Source organism: Burkholderia sp. LMU1-1-1.1 (genome assembly GCF_040675865.1).
Taxonomy (GTDB): domain Bacteria; phylum Pseudomonadota; class Gammaproteobacteria; order Burkholderiales; family Burkholderiaceae_D; genus Rugamonas.
This window is the reverse complement of the sequence record NZ_JBEGHG010000023.1, coordinates 1-22,406: the sequence shown is the minus strand read 5'-3', so window position 1 is coordinate 22,406 and position 22,406 is coordinate 1. Positions and strand designations below refer to the sequence as shown.

General features: G+C 64.8%; 17 protein-coding genes and 8 tRNA genes. 16 read left to right on the top strand and 9 right to left on the bottom strand.

Going from position 1 to position 22,406, the window contains the following annotated elements:
• Positions 1-6: 6 nt before the first annotated feature.
• The gene (locus MRBLMU1_RS18470; RefSeq protein ID WP_363503958.1) at positions 7-942 is read right to left on the bottom strand and encodes a LysR family transcriptional regulator; all 936 of its coding nucleotides are present in this window, start codon (positions 940-942) and stop codon (positions 7-9) included.
• Between the two features lie 137 nt (positions 943-1,079).
• On the opposite strand from MRBLMU1_RS18470, the gene MRBLMU1_RS18465 reads away from it, so the two are divergent.
• The 4 genes from MRBLMU1_RS18465 (at position 1,080) to MRBLMU1_RS18450 (ending at position 7,972) form a co-directional block, all read left to right on the top strand.
• Positions 1,080-1,868, top strand: coding sequence for a putative hydro-lyase (locus MRBLMU1_RS18465; RefSeq protein WP_363503956.1), 789 nt, complete (start codon positions 1,080-1,082; stop codon positions 1,866-1,868).
• Positions 1,869-1,952: 84 nt separating this feature from the next.
• On the top strand, positions 1,953-3,230 hold the full coding sequence (locus tag MRBLMU1_RS18460) for an MFS transporter (protein ID WP_363503954.1): 1,278 nt from the start codon (positions 1,953-1,955) through the stop codon (positions 3,228-3,230).
• A gap of 36 nt (positions 3,231-3,266) precedes the next feature.
• Positions 3,267-6,890 carry a hydantoinase B/oxoprolinase family protein gene (locus tag MRBLMU1_RS18455; RefSeq protein WP_363503952.1) on the top strand — a complete coding sequence of 1,208 codons (3,624 nt, stop codon included), beginning with the start codon at positions 3,267-3,269 and terminating at the stop codon, positions 6,888-6,890.
• 17 nt (positions 6,891-6,907) lie between these two features.
• Positions 6,908-7,972, top strand: a complete 1,065-nt coding sequence (locus MRBLMU1_RS18450) for a porin (protein WP_363503950.1) — start codon at positions 6,908-6,910, stop codon at positions 7,970-7,972.
• A 57-nt stretch (positions 7,973-8,029) separates the two neighbouring features.
• Here MRBLMU1_RS18450 and MRBLMU1_RS18445 read toward each other — a convergent pair whose 3' ends face one another.
• The 4 genes from MRBLMU1_RS18445 to metG all read right to left on the bottom strand — a co-directional run bounded on the left by MRBLMU1_RS18445 (position 8,030) and on the right by metG (position 13,462).
• Positions 8,030-8,389 (bottom strand): hypothetical protein, encoded by a 360-nt coding sequence (locus MRBLMU1_RS18445; protein ID WP_363503948.1) that lies wholly within the window; start codon positions 8,387-8,389, stop codon positions 8,030-8,032.
• Between the two features lie 146 nt (positions 8,390-8,535).
• A complete protein-coding gene (locus MRBLMU1_RS18440) occupies positions 8,536-10,272 on the bottom strand; it encodes a PHB depolymerase family esterase (RefSeq protein ID WP_363503946.1) in 1,737 nt (578 codons plus the stop codon).
• Between the two features lie 543 nt (positions 10,273-10,815).
• Positions 10,816-11,295, bottom strand: coding sequence for a GNAT family N-acetyltransferase (locus tag MRBLMU1_RS18435; protein ID WP_363503944.1), 480 nt, complete (start codon positions 11,293-11,295; stop codon positions 10,816-10,818).
• A gap of 13 nt (positions 11,296-11,308) precedes the next feature.
• Positions 11,309-13,462, bottom strand: a complete 2,154-nt coding sequence (gene metG, locus MRBLMU1_RS18430) for a methionine--tRNA ligase (protein WP_363503942.1) — start codon at positions 13,460-13,462, stop codon at positions 11,309-11,311.
• Between the two features lie 133 nt (positions 13,463-13,595).
• Here metG and apbC point away from each other — a divergent pair, with 133 nt between their 5' ends.
• The 3 genes from apbC (at position 13,596) to MRBLMU1_RS18415 (ending at position 15,867) form a co-directional block, all read left to right on the top strand.
• Complete coding sequence (gene apbC / locus MRBLMU1_RS18425) at positions 13,596-14,684, top strand: iron-sulfur cluster carrier protein ApbC (RefSeq protein WP_414646093.1); 1,089 nt, start codon at positions 13,596-13,598, stop codon at positions 14,682-14,684.
• 16 nt (positions 14,685-14,700) lie between these two features.
• Entirely contained in the window at positions 14,701-15,315 is a 615-nt protein-coding gene (locus MRBLMU1_RS18420) for a TetR/AcrR family transcriptional regulator (RefSeq protein ID WP_363503938.1), read from the top strand.
• 147 nt (positions 15,316-15,462) lie between these two features.
• Complete coding sequence (locus MRBLMU1_RS18415) at positions 15,463-15,867, top strand: VOC family protein (protein ID WP_363503936.1); 405 nt, start codon at positions 15,463-15,465, stop codon at positions 15,865-15,867.
• Between the two features lie 34 nt (positions 15,868-15,901).
• Here MRBLMU1_RS18415 and MRBLMU1_RS18410 read toward each other — a convergent pair whose 3' ends face one another.
• Genes MRBLMU1_RS18410 through MRBLMU1_RS18400 form a run of 3 tightly spaced genes read right to left on the bottom strand, consistent with a single transcriptional unit; the run spans position 15,902 to position 17,633 of the window.
• On the bottom strand, positions 15,902-16,765 hold the full coding sequence (locus MRBLMU1_RS18410; protein WP_363503934.1) for a DUF2141 domain-containing protein: 864 nt from the start codon (positions 16,763-16,765) through the stop codon (positions 15,902-15,904).
• Positions 16,766-16,794: 29 nt separating this feature from the next.
• Positions 16,795-17,085 (bottom strand): transcriptional regulator, encoded by a 291-nt coding sequence (locus MRBLMU1_RS18405; RefSeq protein WP_363503933.1) that lies wholly within the window; start codon positions 17,083-17,085, stop codon positions 16,795-16,797.
• Positions 17,086-17,096: 11 nt separating this feature from the next.
• Positions 17,097-17,633 (bottom strand): hypothetical protein, encoded by a 537-nt coding sequence (locus tag MRBLMU1_RS18400; protein ID WP_363503931.1) that lies wholly within the window; start codon positions 17,631-17,633, stop codon positions 17,097-17,099.
• A 179-nt stretch (positions 17,634-17,812) separates the two neighbouring features.
• On the opposite strand from MRBLMU1_RS18400, the gene gltX reads away from it, so the two are divergent.
• The 9 genes from gltX (at position 17,813) to MRBLMU1_RS18355 (ending at position 20,475) form a co-directional block, all read left to right on the top strand.
• Positions 17,813-19,219 carry a glutamate--tRNA ligase gene (gltX, locus tag MRBLMU1_RS18395; RefSeq protein ID WP_363503929.1) on the top strand — a complete coding sequence of 469 codons (1,407 nt, stop codon included), beginning with the start codon at positions 17,813-17,815 and terminating at the stop codon, positions 19,217-19,219.
• A gap of 83 nt (positions 19,220-19,302) precedes the next feature.
• Positions 19,303-19,378: transfer RNA gene (locus MRBLMU1_RS18390), tRNA-Ala, on the top strand.
• A gap of 60 nt (positions 19,379-19,438) precedes the next feature.
• A tRNA-Glu gene (locus MRBLMU1_RS18385) sits at positions 19,439-19,514 on the top strand.
• A 127-nt stretch (positions 19,515-19,641) separates the two neighbouring features.
• A tRNA-Ala gene (locus MRBLMU1_RS18380) sits at positions 19,642-19,717 on the top strand.
• 44 nt (positions 19,718-19,761) lie between these two features.
• Positions 19,762-19,837, top strand: a tRNA-Glu gene (locus tag MRBLMU1_RS18375).
• Positions 19,838-19,904: 67 nt separating this feature from the next.
• A tRNA-Ala gene (locus MRBLMU1_RS18370) sits at positions 19,905-19,980 on the top strand.
• A gap of 22 nt (positions 19,981-20,002) precedes the next feature.
• Positions 20,003-20,078 (top strand) — tRNA-Glu (locus MRBLMU1_RS18365).
• A 184-nt stretch (positions 20,079-20,262) separates the two neighbouring features.
• Positions 20,263-20,338 (top strand) — tRNA-Glu (locus MRBLMU1_RS18360).
• Between the two features lie 61 nt (positions 20,339-20,399).
• A tRNA-Glu gene (locus MRBLMU1_RS18355) sits at positions 20,400-20,475 on the top strand.
• A 55-nt stretch (positions 20,476-20,530) separates the two neighbouring features.
• Here the strand turns inward: MRBLMU1_RS18355 and MRBLMU1_RS18350 are convergent.
• The coding region (locus MRBLMU1_RS18350; protein ID WP_363503927.1) for a S8 family serine peptidase at positions 20,531-22,406 on the bottom strand (1,876 nt) is incomplete at its 5' end.

Genomic DNA, 22,406 nt, shown 5'->3' with positions numbered 1-22,406 from the left:
TGGCCGTTAGCCCAGCGATTTGATGTAACGCGGGTCGACCTGTGCGCAATAGGTGGCGCACGCATGTCTGGCGGCGTTGGCCGCCGCGTGCACCAGCATCTCGGCGTTGGTGTGGAAGCACAGCGAGACGATGATCGACGGCGGCTCCGGCTGCACCGGCAGTTCGATGAATTCGCCGCTCTCCAGCGAGGCCACCACGAACAGGCTGGGAATCGCCGCCACGCCGTAACCGTCCTTGACCAACTGGACGATCGCCGCCACCGACGGCGAGCAGGTGATGCGCGTCTGCTCCAGCGGGATCGCCGCCAGGTTGGCCATCTTGCTGACGATTTCCTCCAGCGCGCGTTGCGGCGCGGTGCCGCGTCCGAAGGTCAGGATCGGCAACTGCAGCAAGCGCTGGTTCAAACCCTCCTTGCGCGTGTCGAGCAATCCGCGGCGCGCGATCCAGTGCAGCGGATAAACCGCCAGCGCCTCGGACACGATGTCGTTGCTCTCGACACCCTCGACCTGGATCACCAGATCGAGCTCGCGCGCCCGCAGGCGGCGCTCCAGCACATTGCTGATATCGACCGCCAGGTCGACTTCGAGCTCCGGATACAACACATTGAGCTGCCGGATGTACTGCGCCAGCCAGCTGTGGACCACCGATTCGATCACGCCGAGACGCAGCCGTCCGCGCACCGCACTATCTTTGTGCGCCGCCGCCTGCAGCCTGCGGGTGGCGTCGACCACCGCCTTCGCATGCCCCAGCAAGTACTCGGCGTTGGCCGTCAGCCGGAAGTCCTTGCAGCTCCGGTCGATCAGCTCCGTCTGCAATTCCTCCTCTAGCGACTTGATCCGCAACGAGATCGCGGCAGGCGTCGCGTGCAGCGCGCGGGCCGTGGCGCGGAAGCTGCGCAACTGCGCCAGCGCGACGAAGGTTTCGAGGAATCGGGTATTCATGCAACAAGAATACCTTAACCTTATGCACCGGGATAGCGCACGGCGGTAAGAAAAACTATACAACAACAGCAAAAATAACTAGATAGCATGAAGCGATATTCGAGTTTATTCTGAACTCATGCAGTTTTCACATCACTATGAGCGAAACGACCATGACTCCACTTGAACTCAGGCACAAAGTCCGCAGCGGCGAATTCCGCCTGCCCACGGCCGGCTATTGCGGCGACTACGCCCAGGCCAACCTGGTGATCCTGCCGCAGGCTCATGCCGACGCCTTCCTGCTTTTTTGCCAGCGCAACCCGCGCGCCTGCCCGCTGCTGGCGGTCGGCGAACCGGGTCAGTGGAATGTCGCCAGCCTCGGCGCCGACATGGACCTGCGCAGCGACACGCCCGGCTACAACGTCTATCGCGACGGCGTGCTGGCGGCGCAAACGGCGGCGTTGCACGACATCTGGCGCGACGACCTGGTGGTGTTCGCGATCGGCTGTTCGTTCTCGTTCGAACAGATGTTGATGGACGCCGGCATCCAGCTGCGCCACATCGAGCAGCGCCGCAACGTCGCCATGTACCGCACCAATATCCGCAACCAGGCCGCCGGCCCGTTCGGTGGCGAGATGGTGGTGTCGATGCGGCCGATGAAGGCGGCCGACGCCATCCGCGCGATCCAGATCACCAGCCGCTTCCCGGCCGTCCATGGCGCCCCGGTGCATCTGGGCGACCCCGCGCTGATCGGCATCGCCAATCTTGGTCAACCCGACTACGGCGACGCGGTCGAGGTCATGCCGGACGAGATTCCAGTCTTCTGGCCGTGCGGCGTCACGCCGCAGGAGGCCATACGCCATGCGCAACTGCCGCTGGTGATCACCCACCAGCCGGGCTACATGCTGGTGACGGATATACGCAACGCCTCGCTAGCCGCATTCTAAGTTAAACAACATGGCAACGTCCTCGCTATCGGGTCCGCACAGGCACCCGGGGGACCGCCGCATTCTAAAAAAAGGGAGAGCACTATGAACACAAAAGTAGCCAGCACCAGCCAGCCGGAAGGATATTTCGCCTGGTTCCACGCCTTGACCGGCAAGGAGCGCCGCACCTTCTGGAGCTGCAAGATCGGTTACGCGCTGGACGCGATGGACACCCAATTCCTCAGTTTCGTGATTCCGACGCTGATCGCCACCTGGGGCCTGTCGAAGGGCGACGCCGGCTTGATCGGCACCGTCACGTTGTTGACCTCCGCCGCCGGCGGTTGGATCGCCGGCATCATGTCGGACCGCATCGGCCGCGTCAAGACGCTGCAGATCACCATCTTGTGGTTCGCCTTCTTCACGGTGTTGTGCGGCCTGGCGCAGAACTTCGAGCAGCTGTTGTGGGCGCGCGGCCTGATGGGCTTTGGCATGGGCGGCGAGTGGACCGCCGGCGCTATCCTGATCGGCGAGGTGATACGCGCCAAGGACCGCGGCAAGGCGGTCGGCATGGTGCAGGCGGGATGGGCGCTCGGCTGGGGCATGTCGGCCTTGCTGTACGCGCTGATGTTCTCGCTGCTGCCACCGGAATGGGCCTGGCGTTCGCTGTTCCTGCTGGGGATACTGCCGGCGCTGTTCGTGATCTTCATCCGCCGCTTCGTCGATGAACCGGACGTTTTCATCGCCGAGCAAAACAAGGTGCGCGTCAACAGCGAGGAGCGCATCAACTTCACCGCCATCTTCGCGCCGAAGATGCTCAGCGTGACCTTGCGCGCCGTGCTGCTGACCACCGGCGCCCAAGGCGGCTACTACGCCATCACCACCTGGCTGCCGACCTTCCTCAAGACCGAACGCCACCTGACCGTGCTGGGCACCGGCGGCTATCTGGCGATGGTGATCGTCGGCTCGTACGTGGGCTACATCGTCAGCGCCTTCCTGACCGACTACCTGGGCCGCAAGAAGAACTTCATCCTGTTCGCCACCGGCTCGATGTGCATTGCACTGGCCTACACCCGGTTGCCGGTGACCGACAGCGTGATGCTGTTCCTCGGCTTCCCGCTCGGCTTCTGCGTGTCCGGCGTCTTCAGCGGCATGGGCGCATTCCTGACCGAGTTGTTCCCGACCTCGATGCGCGGTTCGGGCCAGGGCTTCAGCTACAACATGGGCCGCGCCATCGGCTCGCTGTTCCCGCTGATGATCGGTTTGAGCAGCAATTCGATGGCGCTGGGCCACGCGATCGGCATCTTCGCCGGCACCGCCTACGGCGTGATGATCCTGGCGGCGCTGACGCTGCCCGAAACCGCCGGCAAGAAACTCGAATCCTGACGCATATTCACAGTACGAAAGATCAAAGGCATCAACATGAAAAACGACATTCCAACCCAATCCATGCTGTGGCAATTCTGGGTCGACCGTGGCGGAACCTTCACCGACATCGTCGCCCGCCGTCCGGACGGCAAGCTGGTAACGCACAAGCTGCTGTCCGAGTACCCGGAGCGCTACGACGACGCGGTCACCCAGGGCATGCGTGACATGCTGGGATTGAAAACCGGCGATCCGCTGCCGTCGGACCAGATCGAGGTAATCAAGATGGGCACCACCGTTGCCACCAACGCGCTGCTGGAGCGCAAAGGCGCGCGCACCGCGCTGGCGATCACGCGCGGTTTCGCCGACCAGCTGCGCATCGGCTACCAGGACCGGCCCGACATCTTCGCCATGCACATCGAACTGCCGGACCTGATCTACGAGGAAGTGATCGAGATCGACGAGCGCATCGGCGCCCACGGCGACGTGCTGCAGGCACCGGACGAGGCGCAGCTGCGCCGACAGTTCGCAGGATTGCGGGAGAAGGGCATCGCCGCCATCGCCATCGTCCTGATGCACGCCTACCGCTATCCCCGGCACGAGCTGCGGCTGCGCGCGCTGGCCGAGGAGGCCGGATTCACGCAGATCTCGGTCAGCCACCAGGTCAGCCCATTGATGAAGATCGTCGGCCGTGGCGACACCACGGTGGTCGACGCCTACCTGTCGCCGGTGCTGCGCGATTACGTTTCGCGTGTATCGGCCGACACCGGCGATACCCGCATCATGTTCATGCAGTCGAACGGCGGCCTGACCGACGCCGGCCGCTTCCAGGGCAAGGACGCGATCCTGTCCGGCCCCGCCGGCGGCATCGTCGGTGCCGTCAAGAGCTGCGAGGCGATCGGCCTGAAACAGGTGATCGGTTTCGACATGGGCGGCACCTCGACCGACGTCGCCCACTACGACGGCGCCTACGAGCGCGTGTTCGAGACCGTGGTGGCCGGCGTGCGGGTGCGCGCGCCGATGATGCACATCCATACGGTGGCTGCGGGCGGCGGATCGATCTGCAGCTTCGAGAACGGCCGCTTCAAGGTGGGGCCGGAATCGGCCGGCGCCAATCCGGGACCAGCCAGCTACCGCAAGGGAGGCCCGCTGACCGTCACCGACTGCAACGTCATGCTGGGCCGCATCCAGCCGGAGCACTTTCCGCGCGTCTTCGGCCCCAACGGCGACCTGCCGCTGGACCGCGACGTGGTGGTGCGCGCCTTCGGCGAGCTGGCCGCGAAGATCGAACGCGAAACCGGCACCCGTTTGTCGCCGTCGGCGGTCGCCGATGGCTTCCTGGCGGTCGCCGTCGACAACATGGCGCAGGCGATCAAGTCGATCTCTGTGGAGCGCGGCTATGACGTCAGCCGCTACGCCATGTGCTGCTTCGGCGGCGCCGGCGGCCAGCACGCGTGCCGCGTGGCCGACGTGCTGGGCATGACCAAGATCGCCATCCATCCGTTCGCCGGCGTGCTGTCGGCCTTCGGCATGGGCTTGGCCGACATCCGGGCCATGCGCGAGGGCGCTGTCGAGCAGCCGCTGGACGCGGCCTCGCTGGAGGCGTTGCGGCCGCAATTGGCCGAACTGGCGCGCCAGGCCCACGCCGACCTGTTGGCGCAACAGGTGGCGCCGGACGATATCCGCGTCGAACTGTGCGCGCGCCTGAAATACCAGGACAGCGATTCGGCCTTCGTTATCGCGCTTGCCGACGTCGACGAGATGGCGGAGGCGTTCGCGGTGCTGTACCGCGGCCGTTTCGGCTTCGTCATGGAGGGCCAGCCGTTGGTGATCGAATCGGTGTCGGCGGAGGCCATCGGCGCCGGCGATGGCGCCGACTTTGTCATCGAGGTGCCGGCCAACGGCGGCGCGGACACGGGCTCCGGCCGCGTCTACAGCTACGTCGACGGCCAGACCGTGCCGATCGCGCTGCACGTGCGCGCCGAATTGGCGGTCGGCAGCCGCGTCGCCGGCCCGGCGCTGATCCGCGAGGAGATCGCCACCACCGTGGTCGATGCCGGCTGGAGCGCAAGCGTGCTGCCGGACCGCACCCTGCTGCTCGAGCGCAGCGGCGCCACCGGCAGCGCCCACAAGATGACCACCGCCGCGCATCCGATCCACCTGGAGATCTTCAACAACCTGTTCATGGCCATCGCGCGCCAGATGGGCACCACCCTGGAGAACACCGCCTACTCGGTCAACATGAAGGAACGGCTGGACTTCTCCTGCGCGATCTTCGACCGCGACGGCAACCTGATCGCCAACGCGCCGCACATCCCGGTCCATCTGGGCTCGATGAGCGACAGCGTGTTGTGCGTGATCCGCCAGCACGCCAAGACCATGGCGCCGGGCGACGCCTATGTGCTCAACGTGCCGTACAACGGCGGCACCCACCTGCCGGATATCACCGTGGTGTGCCCGGTGTACGGCGAAAGCGGCTGGGGCGCGCCGCTATTCTACGTCGCCGCGCGCGGCCACCACGGCGACGTCGGCGGCATCACGCCAGGCTCGATGCCGCCCAACAGCACCACCATCGAGGAGGAGGGCGTCCTGCTGGACAACGTCAAGATCGTCGACAAGGGCGTGTTCCTGGAGCCGCTGGTGCGCGGCCTGTTCGCCGCCGGCCCTTGGCCGAGCCGTAACATCGACCAGAACATCTCGGACCTGATCGCCCAGCTGGGCGCCTGCGAGACCGGCGCCAACGAACTGCTGAAGGCCGTCGCCACCTACGGCGAGGACGTGGTGCTGGCCTACATGGGCCACGTGCAGGACAACGCCGAGGCGGCGGTGCGCAAGGCCATCGTCGGCCTGCGTGACGCCAGCTTCGCCTACGAGATGGACGATGGCGCGGTGGTCAAGGTCAAGCTGACCATCGACCATTTCAGCGGCGGCGCCATCGTCGACTTCACCGGCACCAGCGACCAGCGGCCGACCAACTTCAACGCACCGCTATCGGTGTGCAAGGCGGCGGTGCTGTATGTGTTCCGCACCCTGATCGACAGCGACATCCCGATGAACGAGGGCGTGCTCAAGCCGCTCAAGCTGATCATCCCCGAAGGCTCGATGCTCAATCCGCGCTACCCGGCCGCCGTGGTGGCCGGCAACGTGGAGGTGTCGCAGTACGTCACCGACGCGTTATACGGCGCCCTGGGCGTGATGTCGGCCTCGCAGGGGACGATGAACAACTTCACCTTCGGGAACGACGAGCACCAGTACTACGAGACCATCGCCGGCGGTTCCGGCGCCGGTCCCGGTTTCAACGGCACGGCGGCGGTGCAGACGCACATGACCAACTCGCGCATGACCGATCCGGAGGTGCTGGAATGGCGCTTCCCGGTGCTGGTCGAGACGCATGCGATCCGGCGCGGCAGCGGTGGCGCTGGCAAGCACCACGGCGGCGACGGCGCGCTGCGCCGCATCCGCTTCCTGGAGGCGATGACGGCCAACATCCTGGCCGGCCACCGCCGCATCGCGCCGTTCGGGCTTGAGGGCGCGCAGCCGGGTGCGCTGGGACGCAACTGGGTCGAACGCGGGGATGGCTCGGTGGAGGAATTCGGCGCCACCCACACCACAGACATGCAAGCTGGAGACGTCTTCGCCATCGAAACACCGGGCGGCGGCGGCTTCGGTTCAAAACAATAACGATCAAGGATCAAAAAATGAAAAAAACCATGCTTGCGCTGATGCTCGCTGCATCGGCGGGGACGGCTGTCGCCCAATCGAACGTCACTGTGTACGGCATCGTCGACATGGCGGTGGTGCGCGAAAGCGGCGGCACCGCGACCACCACGAAGCTGACCAGCGGTGTCGAGGCGGGCTCGCGGCTCGGCTTCAAGGGAACGGAGGATCTGGGCGGCGGCATGTCGGCGGTCTTCCTGCTGGAGAACGGCTTCCAGTCCGATACCGGCGCGATGGGACAGGGCGGACTGCTGTTCGGACGCCAGGCCTACGTCGGACTGCAGACCCGCTCCGGCACGATCACGCTGGGCCGCCAGTACACGCCCCAATACCTGGCCGTGGCGACGGTCGATCCCTTCGGCTCCGGCACGGCGGGCGACACCAAGAACCTGATGGCGTCCACCGGCAACAGCGCCAGCCGCATGGACAACGCGGTTAAATATGTCTCGCCGGCGTTGGCCGGCTTCACCGTGGAGCTGGTGTACGGCGCGGGCGAAGTATCGGGCGACAGCGCGGCCGGCCGCCAGTTGGGCGGATCGCTGATCTACCACCGGGGCGCGCTGACCTTGCGCCTGGCGACGCACCACCGCGACAACGACACCGCCACGCTGAAGAACACCAGCGCGGCCAATAACACGGTGCTGACGGCGTTATACGACGCAGGCTTCATGAAGCTGCACGGAGCCTATGGTATCGACAAAGGGTTGAACAGCGCGCTGCCGCGCAATGTGGCCAATCCGTTCGGCTACGCGGTCGCGCCGACGCCGAGCACCGACAGCGACGTGATGCTGCTGGGGGCGACGGTGCCGCAAGGGAGTGGGGTTTGGCTGGCGTCGTACATCCGCAAAAACGACAAGACCAACTTCAATCAGGACGCGCAGCAGTTCGCCGGCGGGTATCGCTATTATCTATCGAAACGTACGGACTTGTATGGCGTGTACGCGTACATCCGCAATAAGAACGGCGCCGGATACACGGTGGGCAGCGCGATCGAAGGCGGGACCGGAAACCGGGGCGTCAACCTCGGCATCCGTCACGTCTTCTAAAAACCGGAGTGGGGGATCGACGGCAAGCCCGCCGATCCCCACGTGCTGTCAAGCATCTCAACGCTTGATGGTTTTGGTGTCGCATCCTTCGGCGGTGGAGGTGCCGCTATGCGTTGGCGCGGTCGCGTGGCCGTCCGTGTGGCCCTGGGCGCAATCGGCATTCACCTTGGACTGTTTCATCGACTTGTCGGCCTTGCGCTGGGCATTGCGCGGCGTCGCGGTGTTCTGGGTGTTGCTGTTATTTTGCATGGTGGTGGCGTTTTGCTCACCGCTATTGCTGGTGCTCTGGCCCACGGTTGGCGTGCCGGTATTGCTCGTGCCGGCGGCGGTCGCCGACTGGCCGGTTGGCTGGGTCTGCGCGAACACGCTCGCGCTCATGCACATTGCGGCAATCATTACGGTCAATTTGGTGTTCATGGGTGACTCCTTGTTGTTCGATGAATGGAGCCCCATTTTTTCACAGCAAGCTCAACGCTTGCGTAGGACGATTTCTCGCGTGACGGTCGGAATTGACGCGTTAAAAATGCCGTCCCGCATGCTGCTGCGGGACGGCAAGTTATCGCTTAAGGGCAGCTACCGACGATGTAATAGCCGGCGGCGGTCTGCGCCAAGGTCCGCACGAAGAAGATGCTGTACAGGCCCATCACCTGGTCGGAGCCGTTGGCCAGCGCATAGCCCAAGACCTGGTGGGCGCGGCCGGCCTTCACGTGCGCATAGTTGCTAGCGGTAACCGTCGTGCAGGCGAAGCCGGAACTCGTGGTCACGCTCACCGGTGCCGAAATGGCGCTTTCGCCGTCGGGACCCACCGCCGAGACAGCGAAGCTGTACGTGGTGCCGGCGGTCAGGCCGGTCGCGGTGTAGGTCAGCGTGGTCACCGGGGTGGCCGTCACCTTGACGCCGTTGCGGTAGACGTTGTAACCGGTGGCGCCATTGACGGCGTTCCAGCTCAGCGGTACCGCGGTGGCGCTGGCGCTGCCGGCGCTCAGGCCGGACGGCGCCGGGAGGCTGGGCGCGCTGCCCACCAGGAACTGCGCGACCACGCAGGCGGCGGACGTCTGGCCGAGGTTGTCGGTGGCGGTGACGGTGCCGCTGTAGTAGCCGTTGCCCAGGTTGTACGTCTTGCTGAAGTTGGGGCCGCTACCAGCCGCGCTGTCGTTGACCGGGGTCGGCCCGTTCAATGCGACGGTGTAGTTCGCCACGCTGCCGGGGGTGGTGGCGGCGCCGCTGATGCTCGCGCTGGTGGCGCTGACGACGTTGGCCGAGCAGGCGGTCATGGTGGGGCCGGCGACGCTCGACACGCGCAGGTTGTTCTTGAACCAGAAATCCATGACGAATTCCGGGTAGTCGACCTTGGTGCTGTCGACGTAGTTCATGTTCTGCCCGCCGGCGCCCGCCGGCCACGAGTGGCCCATGCCGCTGACGGTGATCTCATGCGTGCGCACCTTGCCGTTGCTGTCGCGGTAGGGGACATTGCTGCCGCCGCCCGGCACCGACTCCGCCGCGCCCGCTGTGAACGTGCCGCCGTAGACCTGACGCATCGCCGCCGCGCCGAGCGGCCCGTAGGCCTGCCCGACGGTGTAGTCGAAGGTGCCCCAGATGGTGCCGGCAATTTGCGTGGAGAAGTTGCTGGCGCTGGCGCCGGCCATCGCCTTGCACTTGTTGGCCGCCGTGGCGGCGGTGTAGCCGGATGGCACGGCGCCGATCTGCAAGGTCGTGGTGCCCGGCGTCGGGCCGGCGTTGATGCCGATACCGGCGAATACATCCGGTGCCAGGCAGCCCAGCGCCATCGTCTCGCCGCCGCCCGAGGACAGGCCGGTCACATACACCTGGTTGGGATCGATCGCATATTTCGGATCGGCGACGAAACGGTTGACGACGTCGAGCAACACGGCATCGTGGCCGCTGCTGCGGTTGTGGTTGGTGCTGGCGTAGTCCCAGCAGTGATTCGAGTAGACATTGCCGGTGGCGTTGGGGGCGATGACGACGGCGCCGTATTTCTCGGCCACCGACTTCCAGTTGTAGCCGCCGTCGGTGCTGCTGTTGATGACGTCGTTGGTGGCGGTTTGCAGGCAGCCGTGCAGGACCAGGACCAGCGCCCGCTTGCCGGCCAAGGTCGGTTGCGACGCGGGCCAATAGTAGTAGCCGGTGAGCGTGCCGCCGTTGACCGTGTCGGTCGCCCAGCTTTGCTGCGTGCTCCATGTACCGGGCCCGGCCGTAGCGGCGTGGGCCATGCAGGCGGACGCCAGCATGACGGTAGCGGCGAGCGCGCGCGACACCAGGCGTTTGATGTTGATTGCCATGATTTGTTGTCTCCGTTATATAGATATATTTTCGACCGCTGAGCAGCGGGGTGAGGAAAATATTAGTGCAAAAAAATATGCTTACAAGCACCCCAGTATTTCTACTGTTGTGCGCGCGATTCGCTTCTGCGAGCGATTGGAGAGAGCGCTTCGAACCTGCGCGCGGCAGCCGCCGCGAGCCTTTACGGCCGCGGACGCTAGCCTTGCGCCTGGGAGTGGATGACTATCGAAATGATGGTATGACCGCGTCGCGGTGATACCCGCATCTCGATAAATTGGCCGCTGTTTTGCGCGCAAACGATAACGATATCGTCGTCACGCAGGCCCGGTCCCGCTTCTCTCTACAGCTTTGACATAGATCAAAAGAATTAGTTCCGCGAGAAAATGGTGTTCGCGTTTATTTTTTTCGTCGAGGCAAGGGGATGAATTGCCCTGCGTTGGCTGGTGGCGTGATGGGGGCTCAATGATGCTTGCGGAACGCAACCTTCCGGGCTTGGCCGGGGAGGACGAGGAGGCGGTAGGAGGGGCGGCTAGCGCCCGTCGTCAATGGCGTAACGAGCGGCGCATGACCAGCGGCGGCGTTTCCAACGGGTTGGCGTGCGAGTATTCGAGTTCTTCCGCCAGTTCGAATTCGTAGGCGGCGTAAAAATCGATCAGCTTGGGCTGATCGGCCCGCACGGCCAGGCGCACCTCGCCGAGGCCGCAGGCCAGGCCGTGGTGGATCACCGCCTCCAGCAAATGTTGCGACAGGTTGCTGCCCCGGTAACGCGGCAGTACGCCCATGCGGCAGATCTCCCAGACGTCCGGGTCGGCGTCGAGCGGCAACCAGCGCACCGAGCCGACCGGCTCGTCGTCGACCAATAAAACAAAACCGCCGCCGTCGCGCAGATGGTCTGCAACGACGACGGCGGTTTCGCGGTGTCCGCTGGAGGTGACGCTGACCTTGCCGGCCCACGCGGCGCGCGTGAGCTCGGCAATCAGTTTGGCATCTTCCTCCGTCGCTTCACGCACTACGATCTTCATGCCCGGACTGTCCTTAACGGATGCGCATGCCCGGCTCGGCGCCCGGCCACGGATTCAAAATGTAGATGCCCGGATTGGCCTTCTCGTCGGCCGCCGAGGCCGCCAGTACCATGCCTTCGGACACGCCGAACTTCATCTTGCGCGGCGCCAGGTTGGCGACCAGGACGGTCAGCTTGCCGACCAGCTCTTCCGGCTTGTACATCGACTTGATGCCGGAGAAGACGTTGCGGTGGCGGCCTTCGCCGACGTCCAGCGTCAGGCGCAGCAGCTTGTCGGAGCCGTCGACGTGTTCGCAGTTGACGATCCTGGCGATGCGCAGATCGATCTTGACGAAGTCGTCGATCTTGATCTCCGGGGCCAGCTCCTCGATGCCGGTGGCGGCCGGCGCGGCGGCGGTTGCGGCGGGCGCGGCGACAGCGGCCGGGGCGGCGGCGGCCGGAGCGGGCGCGTCGAACAGCTCCTCGATCATCTTGGCGTCGACGCGGGTCATCAGGTGGCTGTAGGCGCCGATGGTACGGCCCAGCATGGCTTGCGAGACGGCGCCGCTGGCGACATCGGTGTCGGCCCACACCAGTTGTTCGTCGTTGAGGAACTTGGCGACGTTGGCGGCCACGCCCGGCAGCACCGGCGACAGCAGGATGGTCAGCTGGCGGAACAGGATCAGCGCGGCGGTGCAGACGTCGTGCAGCTCCGCAATCTTGGCCTCGTCCTTGGCCAGTATCCACGGCTTGTTCTCGTCGACGTACTGGTTGGTGATGTCGGCGATCTCCATGATCTCGCGCAGCGCCTTGCCGAACTCGCGAGCCTCGAAATTGGCGGCGATGCTGGCCTGGCGCTCGACGCCCTCGGCCGTCACCAGCGCGCGCTTGATCCAGCCCTGCGCGCCGTCGGACAGCGACGTCGCCAGCTTGCCGTCGAATTTCTTGGCGATGAAGCCGGCGCAGCGGCTGGCGATGTTGACGTACTTACCGATCAGGTCGCTATTCACGCGGGCGACGAAGTCCTCGCCGGTGAAGTCCAGGTCTTCCACCTTCGAATTGAGCTTGAAGGCGATGTAGTAGCGCAGCCATTCCGGGTTCATGCCCAGGTTCAGGTAGCGCAGCGGCGAGATGCCGGTGCCGCGCGACTTGGACATTTTTTCGTTGTTGACGGTCAGGTGGCCGTGCACGTTGACCTTGAGCTTGTCGATCACCGGATGGCCGGCGAACTTCAGCATCGCCGGCCAGAACAGCAGGTGGAAGGAGACGATGTCCTTGCCGATGAAATGGATCTGTTCGGTGGCCGGGTCGTTCAGCAAGGCGTCGAAGTCGATGCCTTGCTTGTCGCAATAGTTTTTCAGGCTGGCCAGGTAGCCGACCGGCGCGTCCAGCCAGACGTAGAAGAACTTGCCCGGCGCGTCCGGGATCGGGATGCCGAAGTAGGGCGCGTCGCGCGAGATGTCCCAGTCGGCCAGCTTTTCGCCGGACTCGCCGAGCCATTCGCTGACCTTGTTGACCATCTCCGGCTGCAAGCGGCCGGGCGTGTTCAACCATTCCTTGAGGAATTCGTAGCAGCGCGGATCGGACAGCTTGAAGAAGTACTGTTCGGAATCCTTGAGCACCGGCGTGGCGTTGGTGAACACCGAGAACGGATTGATCAGTTCGGTCGGCTGGTAGGCCGCGCCGCATACCTCGCAGTTGTCGCCGTACTGGTCCTTGGCGTGGCAGACCGGGCACTCGCCCTTGATGTTGCGGTCGGCCAGGAACATGCCTTTGACCGGGTCGTAGAAGCGCGGCACGATCTTGGTCTGGATCAGGCCGGCGTCACGCAGCTTGCGGTAGATGCCTTGGGACAACTCGACGTTTTCCGGCGAGTCGGTCGAGTACCAGTTGTCGAAGGCGATGTGGAAGCCGTCGAGGTACTGGGCGCGGCCGGCGGCGATCTTGGCGACGAACGCCTGCGGCGTGATGCCTTCCTTTTCGGCGGCGATCATGATCGGCGTGCCGTGGGTGTCGTCGGCGCCGACGAAGTGCACCGTGCGTGGCTGCAGTTGTCCGTTTACCTCGTCGCGCTGCATTCGCTGGAACCGGACCCAGATGTCGGCCTGGATGTACTCCATCATGTGGCCAATATGGAAAGCGGCGTTTGCGTAGGGCAGGGCAGTGGTGACGAACAGCTTGCGGGTCATGGTTGATGCACTTTGTGGGTGGAAAAGGAGCATTTTAACAGTGGAAGCGGCAACAGGTCACTCCGGCAATGGGGCGCGGCCGGTAATTATGGCGCGATGCGCTAAAATGGCTGCACATTTCACGGAGAGTCACATGAGCATCACAGTAGAAGACGTCAAGGCAGCGCTGTCCAAAATCATTGATCCAAATACAACGAAAGATTACGTCAGCGGCAAGGCCGTCAAGAATTTGAGGGTCGACAACGGCGATATCTCCCTCGATATCGAGCTGGGCTATCCGGCCAAGAGCCAGGTCGACGCGATCCGCGCCAGCGTCATCGCCGGCCTGAAGGCGGTGCCGGGCGCGGGCAACATCAGCGTCGGCGTCTCGACCAAGGTCATCCCGCACACGGTGCAGCGCGGCCTGAAGCTCATGCCGAACGTGAAAAACATCATCGCCGTCGCCTCCGGCAAGGGCGGGGTCGGCAAATCGACCACCGCCGTCAACCTGGCGCTGGCGCTGGCCGCCGAGGGCGCCTCGGTCGGCCTGCTCGACGCCGACATCTACGGCCCGTCGCAGCCTATGATGCTGGGCGTGTCGGGCCGTCCGGAAACCAAGGACGGCAAATCGATGGAGCCGCTGGAAAACCATGGCGTGCAAGTGTCGTCGATCGGCTTCCTGATCGATCCGGACGAGCCGATGGTGTGGCGCGGCCCGATGGTCACGCAGGCGCTGCAGCAGTTGCTGGAGCAGACCAACTGGCGCGACCTGGACTATCTGATCGTCGACATGCCGCCGGGCACGGGCGACATCCAGCTGACGTTGTCGCAGAAGGTGCCGGTCACCGGCGCCGTCATCGTCACCACGCCGCAGGACATCGCGCTGCTGGACGCGCGCAAGGGCCTGAAGATGTTCGAGAAGGTCGGCATTCCGATCCTCGGCATCGTCGAGAACATGAGCACGCACATTTGCTCGAACTGCGGCCACGCGGAGGAAATCTTCGGCGCCGGCGGCGGCGCCAAGATGTGCAAGGACTTCAATGTCGAGTTCCTCGGCGCGCTGCCGCTGACGATGGCGATCCGCGAGCAGGCCGACTCCGGCAAGCCGACCGTGGTGGCCGATCCGGACGGCCAGGTCGCCGCCATCTATAAGGACATCGCCCGCAAGATCGCGGTGCAGGTGTCCGAGAAGGCCAAGGACATGACCAGCAAGTTCCCGAGCATCGTCATCAAGAACGACTAGCAAGGAATCGCTGGCAATGGCCGCTGCCGCTCCACTGGGCCCGCGCAAGGCGCCACGCCAGCGGCGCTCGGCCCACACGGTCGAGGCGTTGCTTGAGGCGGCGGCCCAGGTGCTGGAGCTGCGGGGGCTTGAAGGTTACAACACCAACGCCGTGGCGCGCCGGGCCGGTGCGAGCGTGGGCACGCTGTACCAGTACTTTCCCGGCAAGGACGCATTGACCCTGGCGCTGTTGCTGCGTGAAGACCGTTTGTTCCACGAGGCCGCCGCCGCCACCGTTGCGTTGCCCGGCTTTCACGCCGCGCTGGGGGCGTTCATCGACGTCGCCGTGCGCCAGCAATTGTCCCGTCCCAACCTCGCGCGCCTGCTCGACGAGCAGGAGGGGCGTCCCGAATTCCGCGCCGCGCTCAGCGGCAAGTACAGGTTCCACGACTTGCTGGCGGAGATACTGTCCAAACCGGACGCGCCCGCGCGGTGGCAAGACCCGCCGCTCTGTCGCCTGGCGGCGGACGACTTGCTGGCGCTGATGCGCGGCATGACCGACGCGGCCGGCGAACGCGGCGAGCGCGACGCCGACGATCTCGCGCGGCGCATCGGCGCGGCGGTGTTCGGTTATCTGGCGGCGCCTGGCTGAAATGCGAGCAGGCCCGCTGTTCCGGTCGATGGGAATGTCCAAGTCATTGTTTTAAAATATGTTTCTTGCCGCCCGGCGGCCGCTCAAAGCGAGTTGATGGCGCCCCTCGCGGGCCGTATTCTGTTGCCTTCACAACAGGAGAAACACATGCTATTCAATCATCTGAGCTTCCCCTCGACCGACGTGGCCGCCACCGTGGCCTTTTTTGTCGAGCAACTCGACTGCTCCGCCGAAGCCTTCGGCACCAGCGCGGTGCTCAAGCGCGCCGGCTTCGACATCGTCATCGAGGACGCCACCGATCGGCTCGACGAGGTGGTCTGGCCGGATAACTTCCACCTCGGTTTCGAGCTGCCGTCGGTCGACGCGGTGCGGGCGCTGCATGCGCGCTTTCGCCTGGAGGGCGTGTCGATGAAGACGGAGGTCTTCCATCATGCGCGCGGCTCGCGCTTCTTTTGCGAGGCGCCCGGCGGTTTGCTGTTCGAAATAAATACCCGGGCCGATGCCGAGCCGCGCTACCGGGCCGGATTCGCGCACCGGACGCCGATCGAGTAACAGCGGCGGTGGTCCTGGGTCCGGCGACGCGCGATCATTTGTGCAGGTCGATGGCAAGGGTTTTGTCATCGGCCGGCATCGTGAAGCGGGCCGCTTCATATTTCGGCGGGCCGAAATTGCTCGGAGCGTTGTTGCTGGTGCCGGTCGGCTCGGACGGGATGCCGAACACCAGCGTATCCATCTTGCCGTTGTCGTTGATGTCCTGGTAGAGCGACACCGCGTACTCGCCGGGCGCCAGGTCCGGTAGTTTCACTAGCGTCGTGCTGGCGGTCGCGGTCGCCTTCAGCGTGCGCATCGGCTTGCGCAGGAAATCCTTGCCGTTGTCGTACACGGCGACCATCAGCGGTCCCTTGCCGGCGGCCACGCCGGTGAGATCGAGGGTTAGCGTGCCGGCCTGCGCCGTGCTTGTCAGCGCCGCCAGCGCCACTGCCGCCGCGCCGTTGCGCGCGGTCCTGCCCCAGAAGTACGACAATATCATCAGGAACATGATCATCGCCGCGCCCTGCGCCAGGCCGACCAGTGCCCGCTCGCCCTGCAGCGCCGGCACGCGCACGAACGCTTCGTTGATCAAGCCGCCGATCAGCTGGTAGTAGCTGAAGACGATGGCGCTCAGGTGGATGCGCAGCCAGTGGCGCCCCGGCTTGCGCCAGCGGGCGCTGGCGAAGGCGATCGCCAGGCTAGCCAGGGTGCACAGCGCCAGCACGTGAAAGACATTGAAGTGGCCGATCTGGTAGATGCCCAGCGCAGTCACATTGACCACGAGCATCGCGCACAGGTAGCGTCGGCCATCGCGGCGGTGGGTGGTGCCGCCCTTGGCGCGCCACAGCACCAGGCCGCCGATGTACAAGGCATAAACGCAGGCGAGCGTGTGCAGCCATCCAATGAATGTCAGATGCATGGTGTTTCCTTTCGGTTCGGAGGAGGGGGCTACATATCCAGCAGCGAGCGCAGCTGCGCGACGTGGTGGCGGTAGGCCGCGCGCCCGGCCGCCGTCGAGCGGATGCGGGTCAGTGGCTTCTTGCCGACGATTTGTTTGTCGATTTCGACATAGCCGGCGCGCGACAGGGTCTCCAGGTGTGCGCCGAGGTTGCCGTCGCTGGCGTTGATCAGCGCTTTCAGGCGCACAAACTCGATCCACTCGTCTTTCTTGAGGGCGTGCAGGCCCGTCATGATGCGCAGCCGCGTGCTTTGGTGGATGACTTCGTCGAGATCGCTCATGCCGTTTTCCTTCAGCGCGCGTGGCGCAGCCAGGTGCCGCCCAGCAGCAGGCCGCCGCCGGCGGCGATGGCCATGACCAGGTTGAACCACGGCGTCAGCAGGAAATAGGCGACCAGGCTGATGACCGTCACGGCCGCGCCCAGCACGGTCCAGCGCAGACCTGACCACAGGCCGTGCAGCATGTAGCCACTCATCACCAGGCAAGTCCAGAAGACGTCGATGGCACGGCTTTTGGGGCCGATCAGCACCGAGCCCAGCACGCCGAACAGCAGCACGATGCAGCCGGCCCAGGCCAGCCGGGCGTCGAGCCGCTCGGCGCCGCCGCGCGTATTCAGAAAGATCGTTCCGGCGATGCCGATGGCGTCGCCGATCATCCAGATGCGGCCGGCGTCGCCCGGCATGGCGTGGATGGCCAGGTGGGCCGCGATCCACACCACGCCCCACAGCTGGACGATGGCGCCACGGCGCCAGTAGCCGAGGAAGCGTTCGCTGCGTTGTTGCGTTTGCTCGATCTCGGCGAGCATGTCTTGCGCTTGCTGTGGGTTCATGGCTATCTTTCGTAGAGTGCTCTGTATTGCAGAGTACTTTAGAATGGAAGCGGAGCGGTGTCAACGGCTTTCTTCGCCCGGCGCGGACGGGGCGGGGTGGCGGCCGCGTCGGCGCCGGGCGCCAGGCGCTTGCCGACACTGTAAAATAGCGTCTTTTACATCCCGGCTTTGATACTTCGATGACTACCTCCGCTACGCCTGTCCGTACCCGCTTCGCTCCCAGCCCGACCGGCTTCCTCCACCTCGGCGGCGCCCGCACGGCGCTGTACTCGTGGGCCTTCGCCCGTCACTTCGGCGGCACCTTCGTGCTGCGCATCGAAGACACCGACCTGGAACGCTCCACGCCGGAAGCCGTGCAGGCGATCATCGAAGGCATGGAATGGCTGGGTCTGAGCCACGACGAGGGCCCGTTCTACCAGATGCAGCGCATGGACCGCTACCGCGAGGTGGTGGCGCAGATGCTGGGCGCCGGCACCGCTTATCACTGCTACTCGTCGCCGGAAGAAGTCGAGGCGATGCGCGAGCGCATGCGCGCGGCCGGCGAAAAGCCGCGCTACGACGGCACCTGGCGTCCCGAGCCGGGCAAGACCCTGCCGGCGATTCCGGAAGGCCGCAAGCCGGTGGTGCGCTTCAAGAATCCGCTCGACGGCGAAGTGACCTGGGACGATTTCGTCAAAGGGACTATCACCATCGGCAACAAGGAACTGGACGATCTGGTCATCGCCCGTCCGGACGGCACGCCGACCTATAACTTCTGCGTGGCCGTCGACGACTGGGACATGCAAATCAGCCACGTGCTGCGCGGCGACGACCATGTCAACAACACGCCACGCCAGATCAACATCCTGCGCGCGATCGGCGCGCCGCTGCCGCTGTACGGCCACCTGCCGATGATCCTCGGTTCCGACGGCCAGAAGATGTCCAAGCGTAAGGACGCCGTCAACGTCATGGAATACCCGGCGCAAGGTTATCTGCCGGAAGCGATCCTGAATTATCTGGCGCGCCTGGGCTGGAGCCACGGCGACGACGAAGTGTTTTCGATGGAGCAGGTGATCGCGTGGTTCGACGGCTCGCACCTGTCCAACTCGGCCGCGCAATTCAATATCGAAAAGCTGAACTGGCTCAACAACCACTATATCAAGCAGGCCGACAACGCACGCCTGGCCGAGCTGGCCAAGCCGCGCATGCTGGCGGCCGGCGCCGAGTTCGCCGGCGCGCCCGACCTGCCGGCCGTGCTGGCGTTGATGAAGGAGCGCACCAACACCGTCAACGAACTGGCCGACGCGGCGATGCTGTTCTACCGCACGCCACAGCCGGACGCTGCGCTGCTGGCCCAGCACTTGACCGACGCCGTCAAGCCGGCGCTGGCGCAGTTCGCCGACCGCTGCAAGACGGTGGAGTGGAGCAAGGAGGCGCTGGCCGCGATGATCAAGGAAGTGCTGGCCGCGAACACCCTGAAGATGCCGCAGATCGCCATGCCGCTGCGTTTGATCGTCACCGGCCAACTGCAGACGCCGGCCATCGACGCGGTGTTGCAGATCTTCGGCCGCGAGGCGATTGTTGCGCGTCTGGCGAAATATCTCTGAGTTTGAATTAAAACCAGAGCAAAGTTGCAAAAGGGTATTTGCATAGTGCGGCTTCTTTGCTATACTCTTGTTTCTGCGCCAACGGGGGTATAGCTCAGCTGGGAGAGCGCTTGCATGGCATGCAAGAGGTCAGCGGTTCGATCCCGCTTACCTCCACCAAGAAACACCTGGTGAATGTTGAAGATGCGCAGAAACGTAGTGGCAGTTTGGTTGTTCGCGGTCCCCATCGTCTAGAGGCCTAGGACATCACCCTTTCACGGTGAGTACGGGGGTTCGAATCCCCCTGGGGACGCCAAGTTGTAGTAGTAGAGTTGTAGTTGACGTTGTTTGTACTGATTTGTTTGATGTTTAGCTTCATGCTGGATAGATACAAGTAGTGAAAACAAAAGTCGCGCAAGCGGCTTTTATTATTTCTGCGCCCGGGGGGTATAGCTCAGCTGGGAGAGCGCTTGCATGGCATGCAAGAGGTCAGCGGTTCGATCCCGCTTACCTCCACCACCGCGCGGAGATGATAGCGGCAAGGTAGTAACCGTAGTGCCGAGGTCCCCATCGTCTAGAGGCCTAGGACATCACCCTTTCACGGTGAGTACGGGGGTTCGAATCCCCCTGGGGACGCCAGCTTTGCCAAGCTGACGAGTAGTAGAAGTAGAAGTGCCGTAGTACGACAGAAGACTTTCTGCGCCCGGGGGGTATAGCTCAGCTGGGAGAGCGCTTGCATGGCATGCAAGAGGTCAGCGGTTCGATCCCGCTTACCTCCACCATTAGCGCAGAGAGCACCGACATGTCCCCATCGTCTAGAGGCCTAGGACATCACCCTTTCACGGTGAGTACGGGGGTTCGAATCCCCCTGGGGACGCCAGTATTCGATTCGATGACAAAGCCGCCTTGAGCGGCTTTTTTGTCTTCGCGCCACCGCTTTCGTCCGCTTTTGCTTTGGCGCGCGTCCATTGCCGGGCTGCCAATCTTGCGGGAATATCGTGCAAAAACAAGGGTTTGCTATTGCGCTCGGTGAATTTGGCTGCTATGATTCGCGCCTTGGAAAAGTCCCCATCGTCTAGAGGCCTAGGACATCACCCTTTCACGGTGAGTACGGGGGTTCGAATCCCCCTGGGGGCGCCAGGATTTTTCCAGTTTTACCAGCAGGTCACGCAGTTCAGGTCGGCAACACGGACAGATTTCTGTCCCCATCGTCTAGAGGCCTAGGACATCACCCTTTCACGGTGAGTACGGGGGTTCGAATCCCCCTGGGGACGCCAAACAAGCAGTATGCAAAAAGCCGCCTCGTGCGGCTTTTTGCATTCCTGGACGCCTTCACCAATGGAAGGTCGGATACTGCGGCGGCATCGTCGGCGATATCTGGTACCACGGCCCGGTGCGTGGGATATTCCACGGCGCGCGCGCCAGCTCCAGCCCGAACGGTTCCATGCCGCCGGCCATCAATGGCGCCAGCATGCCTTGCGGCGCCACCGCCGGCGGCTGCACCGCTTGCCCGCTGTGCGTTTGCAGACCGACCGCCACCAGCACATCCGGCATGCCGAAACCGGTGCGGCTCGGGTCGCCCAGGCTGACCCGGCGCGCGCTGGCGCGGATGATCTGGAACAGCCGCTCGACGCGTTCGGCGCCGCGCGCCTTGTACTGCGGGTTCTGGAAGTCCGGATGGTGCGCCAGGGTCAGCGCGGCCAGGCCGGTGATGTGCGGCGTCGCCATCGAGGTGCCGTCCCAGGCCGCGAAGTTATTCGGCGGCACGCAGGAGGTGATCGCCACGCCCGGCCCGCACACGCCCACCTGCGGTCCGAAGCAACTGAACTTGGCGGTGAAATAGCCGTAGGCGTCGACATTGGCGTCGAGCGTCTGCGCGTGGTAGCTGTCGATCGGGAACTCGTCGAGCTTGCCGATGGCCGCCACCGCCAGCACGTTCGGCGACGAGGCCGGGTATTGCACCGGACCGCCCGAGTTGCCGGCGGCCACGATGCAGGCGATGCCGGCCCGCTTGGCGCGCAGGATCTGCTGTTCCAGCGCCTCGGACACCTCGGCCCCGCCCAGGCTCAGGTTGACCACATCGATCTGCTTGTCGATGCAGTACTCGAGCGCGTCGATCAGCTGGCTGACCTGGCCGCCCGGGAACAGCTTGCACGCGTGGACCTCGGCGTCGGGCGCGAAACCGCGGATGCCGGAGGTGATGTCGGCCGCCGCGATGACGCCGGCGCAATGGGTGCCGTGGCCCATCGTGTCCTGGTCCCAGCCGTCGGGATTGGTCTTCTTGTTGATGACGTCGAAGCCGGCCTTGATGCCGTGCAGATTGTCGTGCGAGGTGGCCGCGCCGGAATCGACGACGGCGATCTTGATGCCCTGGCCCCGGTAGGCGCCCGGCAACTGGTCGAGCCGCATGGCCTTCTGTCCCCAGCCGAGCGCGCGCTGGCGTGGAAAGCCCGCCAGCGCCGGCCAGTCCGACAGCGCGCGCAGCGCCACCACATTGGCCTCGTCGGTGCTGATGTCCGGATCGCGCTGGTAGAAGCTCCAGTAGTCGGCCTTGGGCTTGACATACAGGCCGGTGATCGACTCCGGCGTCTCGCCGAACAGCGACAAGGTGACCTGGCCGTTGGCGTCGGTCTTGCCGCTGGCCGGCAGCATGCCGCCGAACAGCGACACCTCGGCGTCGGCCTGCGGCGCGCCGTCCTTGCCGATCACGCTGATGACGGCGTTGACGACCGGGCCGCCGCCGTTGGGCATGACGCCGGTCACCATCTGCGGCTGGCGCAGCGCCGGCTCCATCAAGCTCAGGTGCTGGTCATGCTCGACCAGCAGCCGGCCCTGTCCCTGCTGGTGCAGCAGGGCCGCTTTCTGTTCAGTCATGCGCGCCACCAGCACGCCCTGGCTGCCGCCCAGGCCGTCGGCCAGCGCACCCAGCACGGATTTGGGACCGACGGTGTCGACCACCTCGATGTCGGCGCTGTTGCGCAGCGCCTGTTCCAGCGCCGAGAACTGCAGCGGCTGGAAGCCCAGCGTTTGCAGGCCCTCCGGCACCTGGCGCGGCGCGACGACGTATTGTTTTTTACGCGAGCCGATGGCGCGGCCGACGCTGTCGGCCCGGCTGTCGGCCGCCCGCGCGGCATTGCCGTCGGCGGGAGCGGCGCCGGCGGTGGTGGCGGGGCCGGCGGCGGAAGCGCCGGCGGCATCATCGCTGACG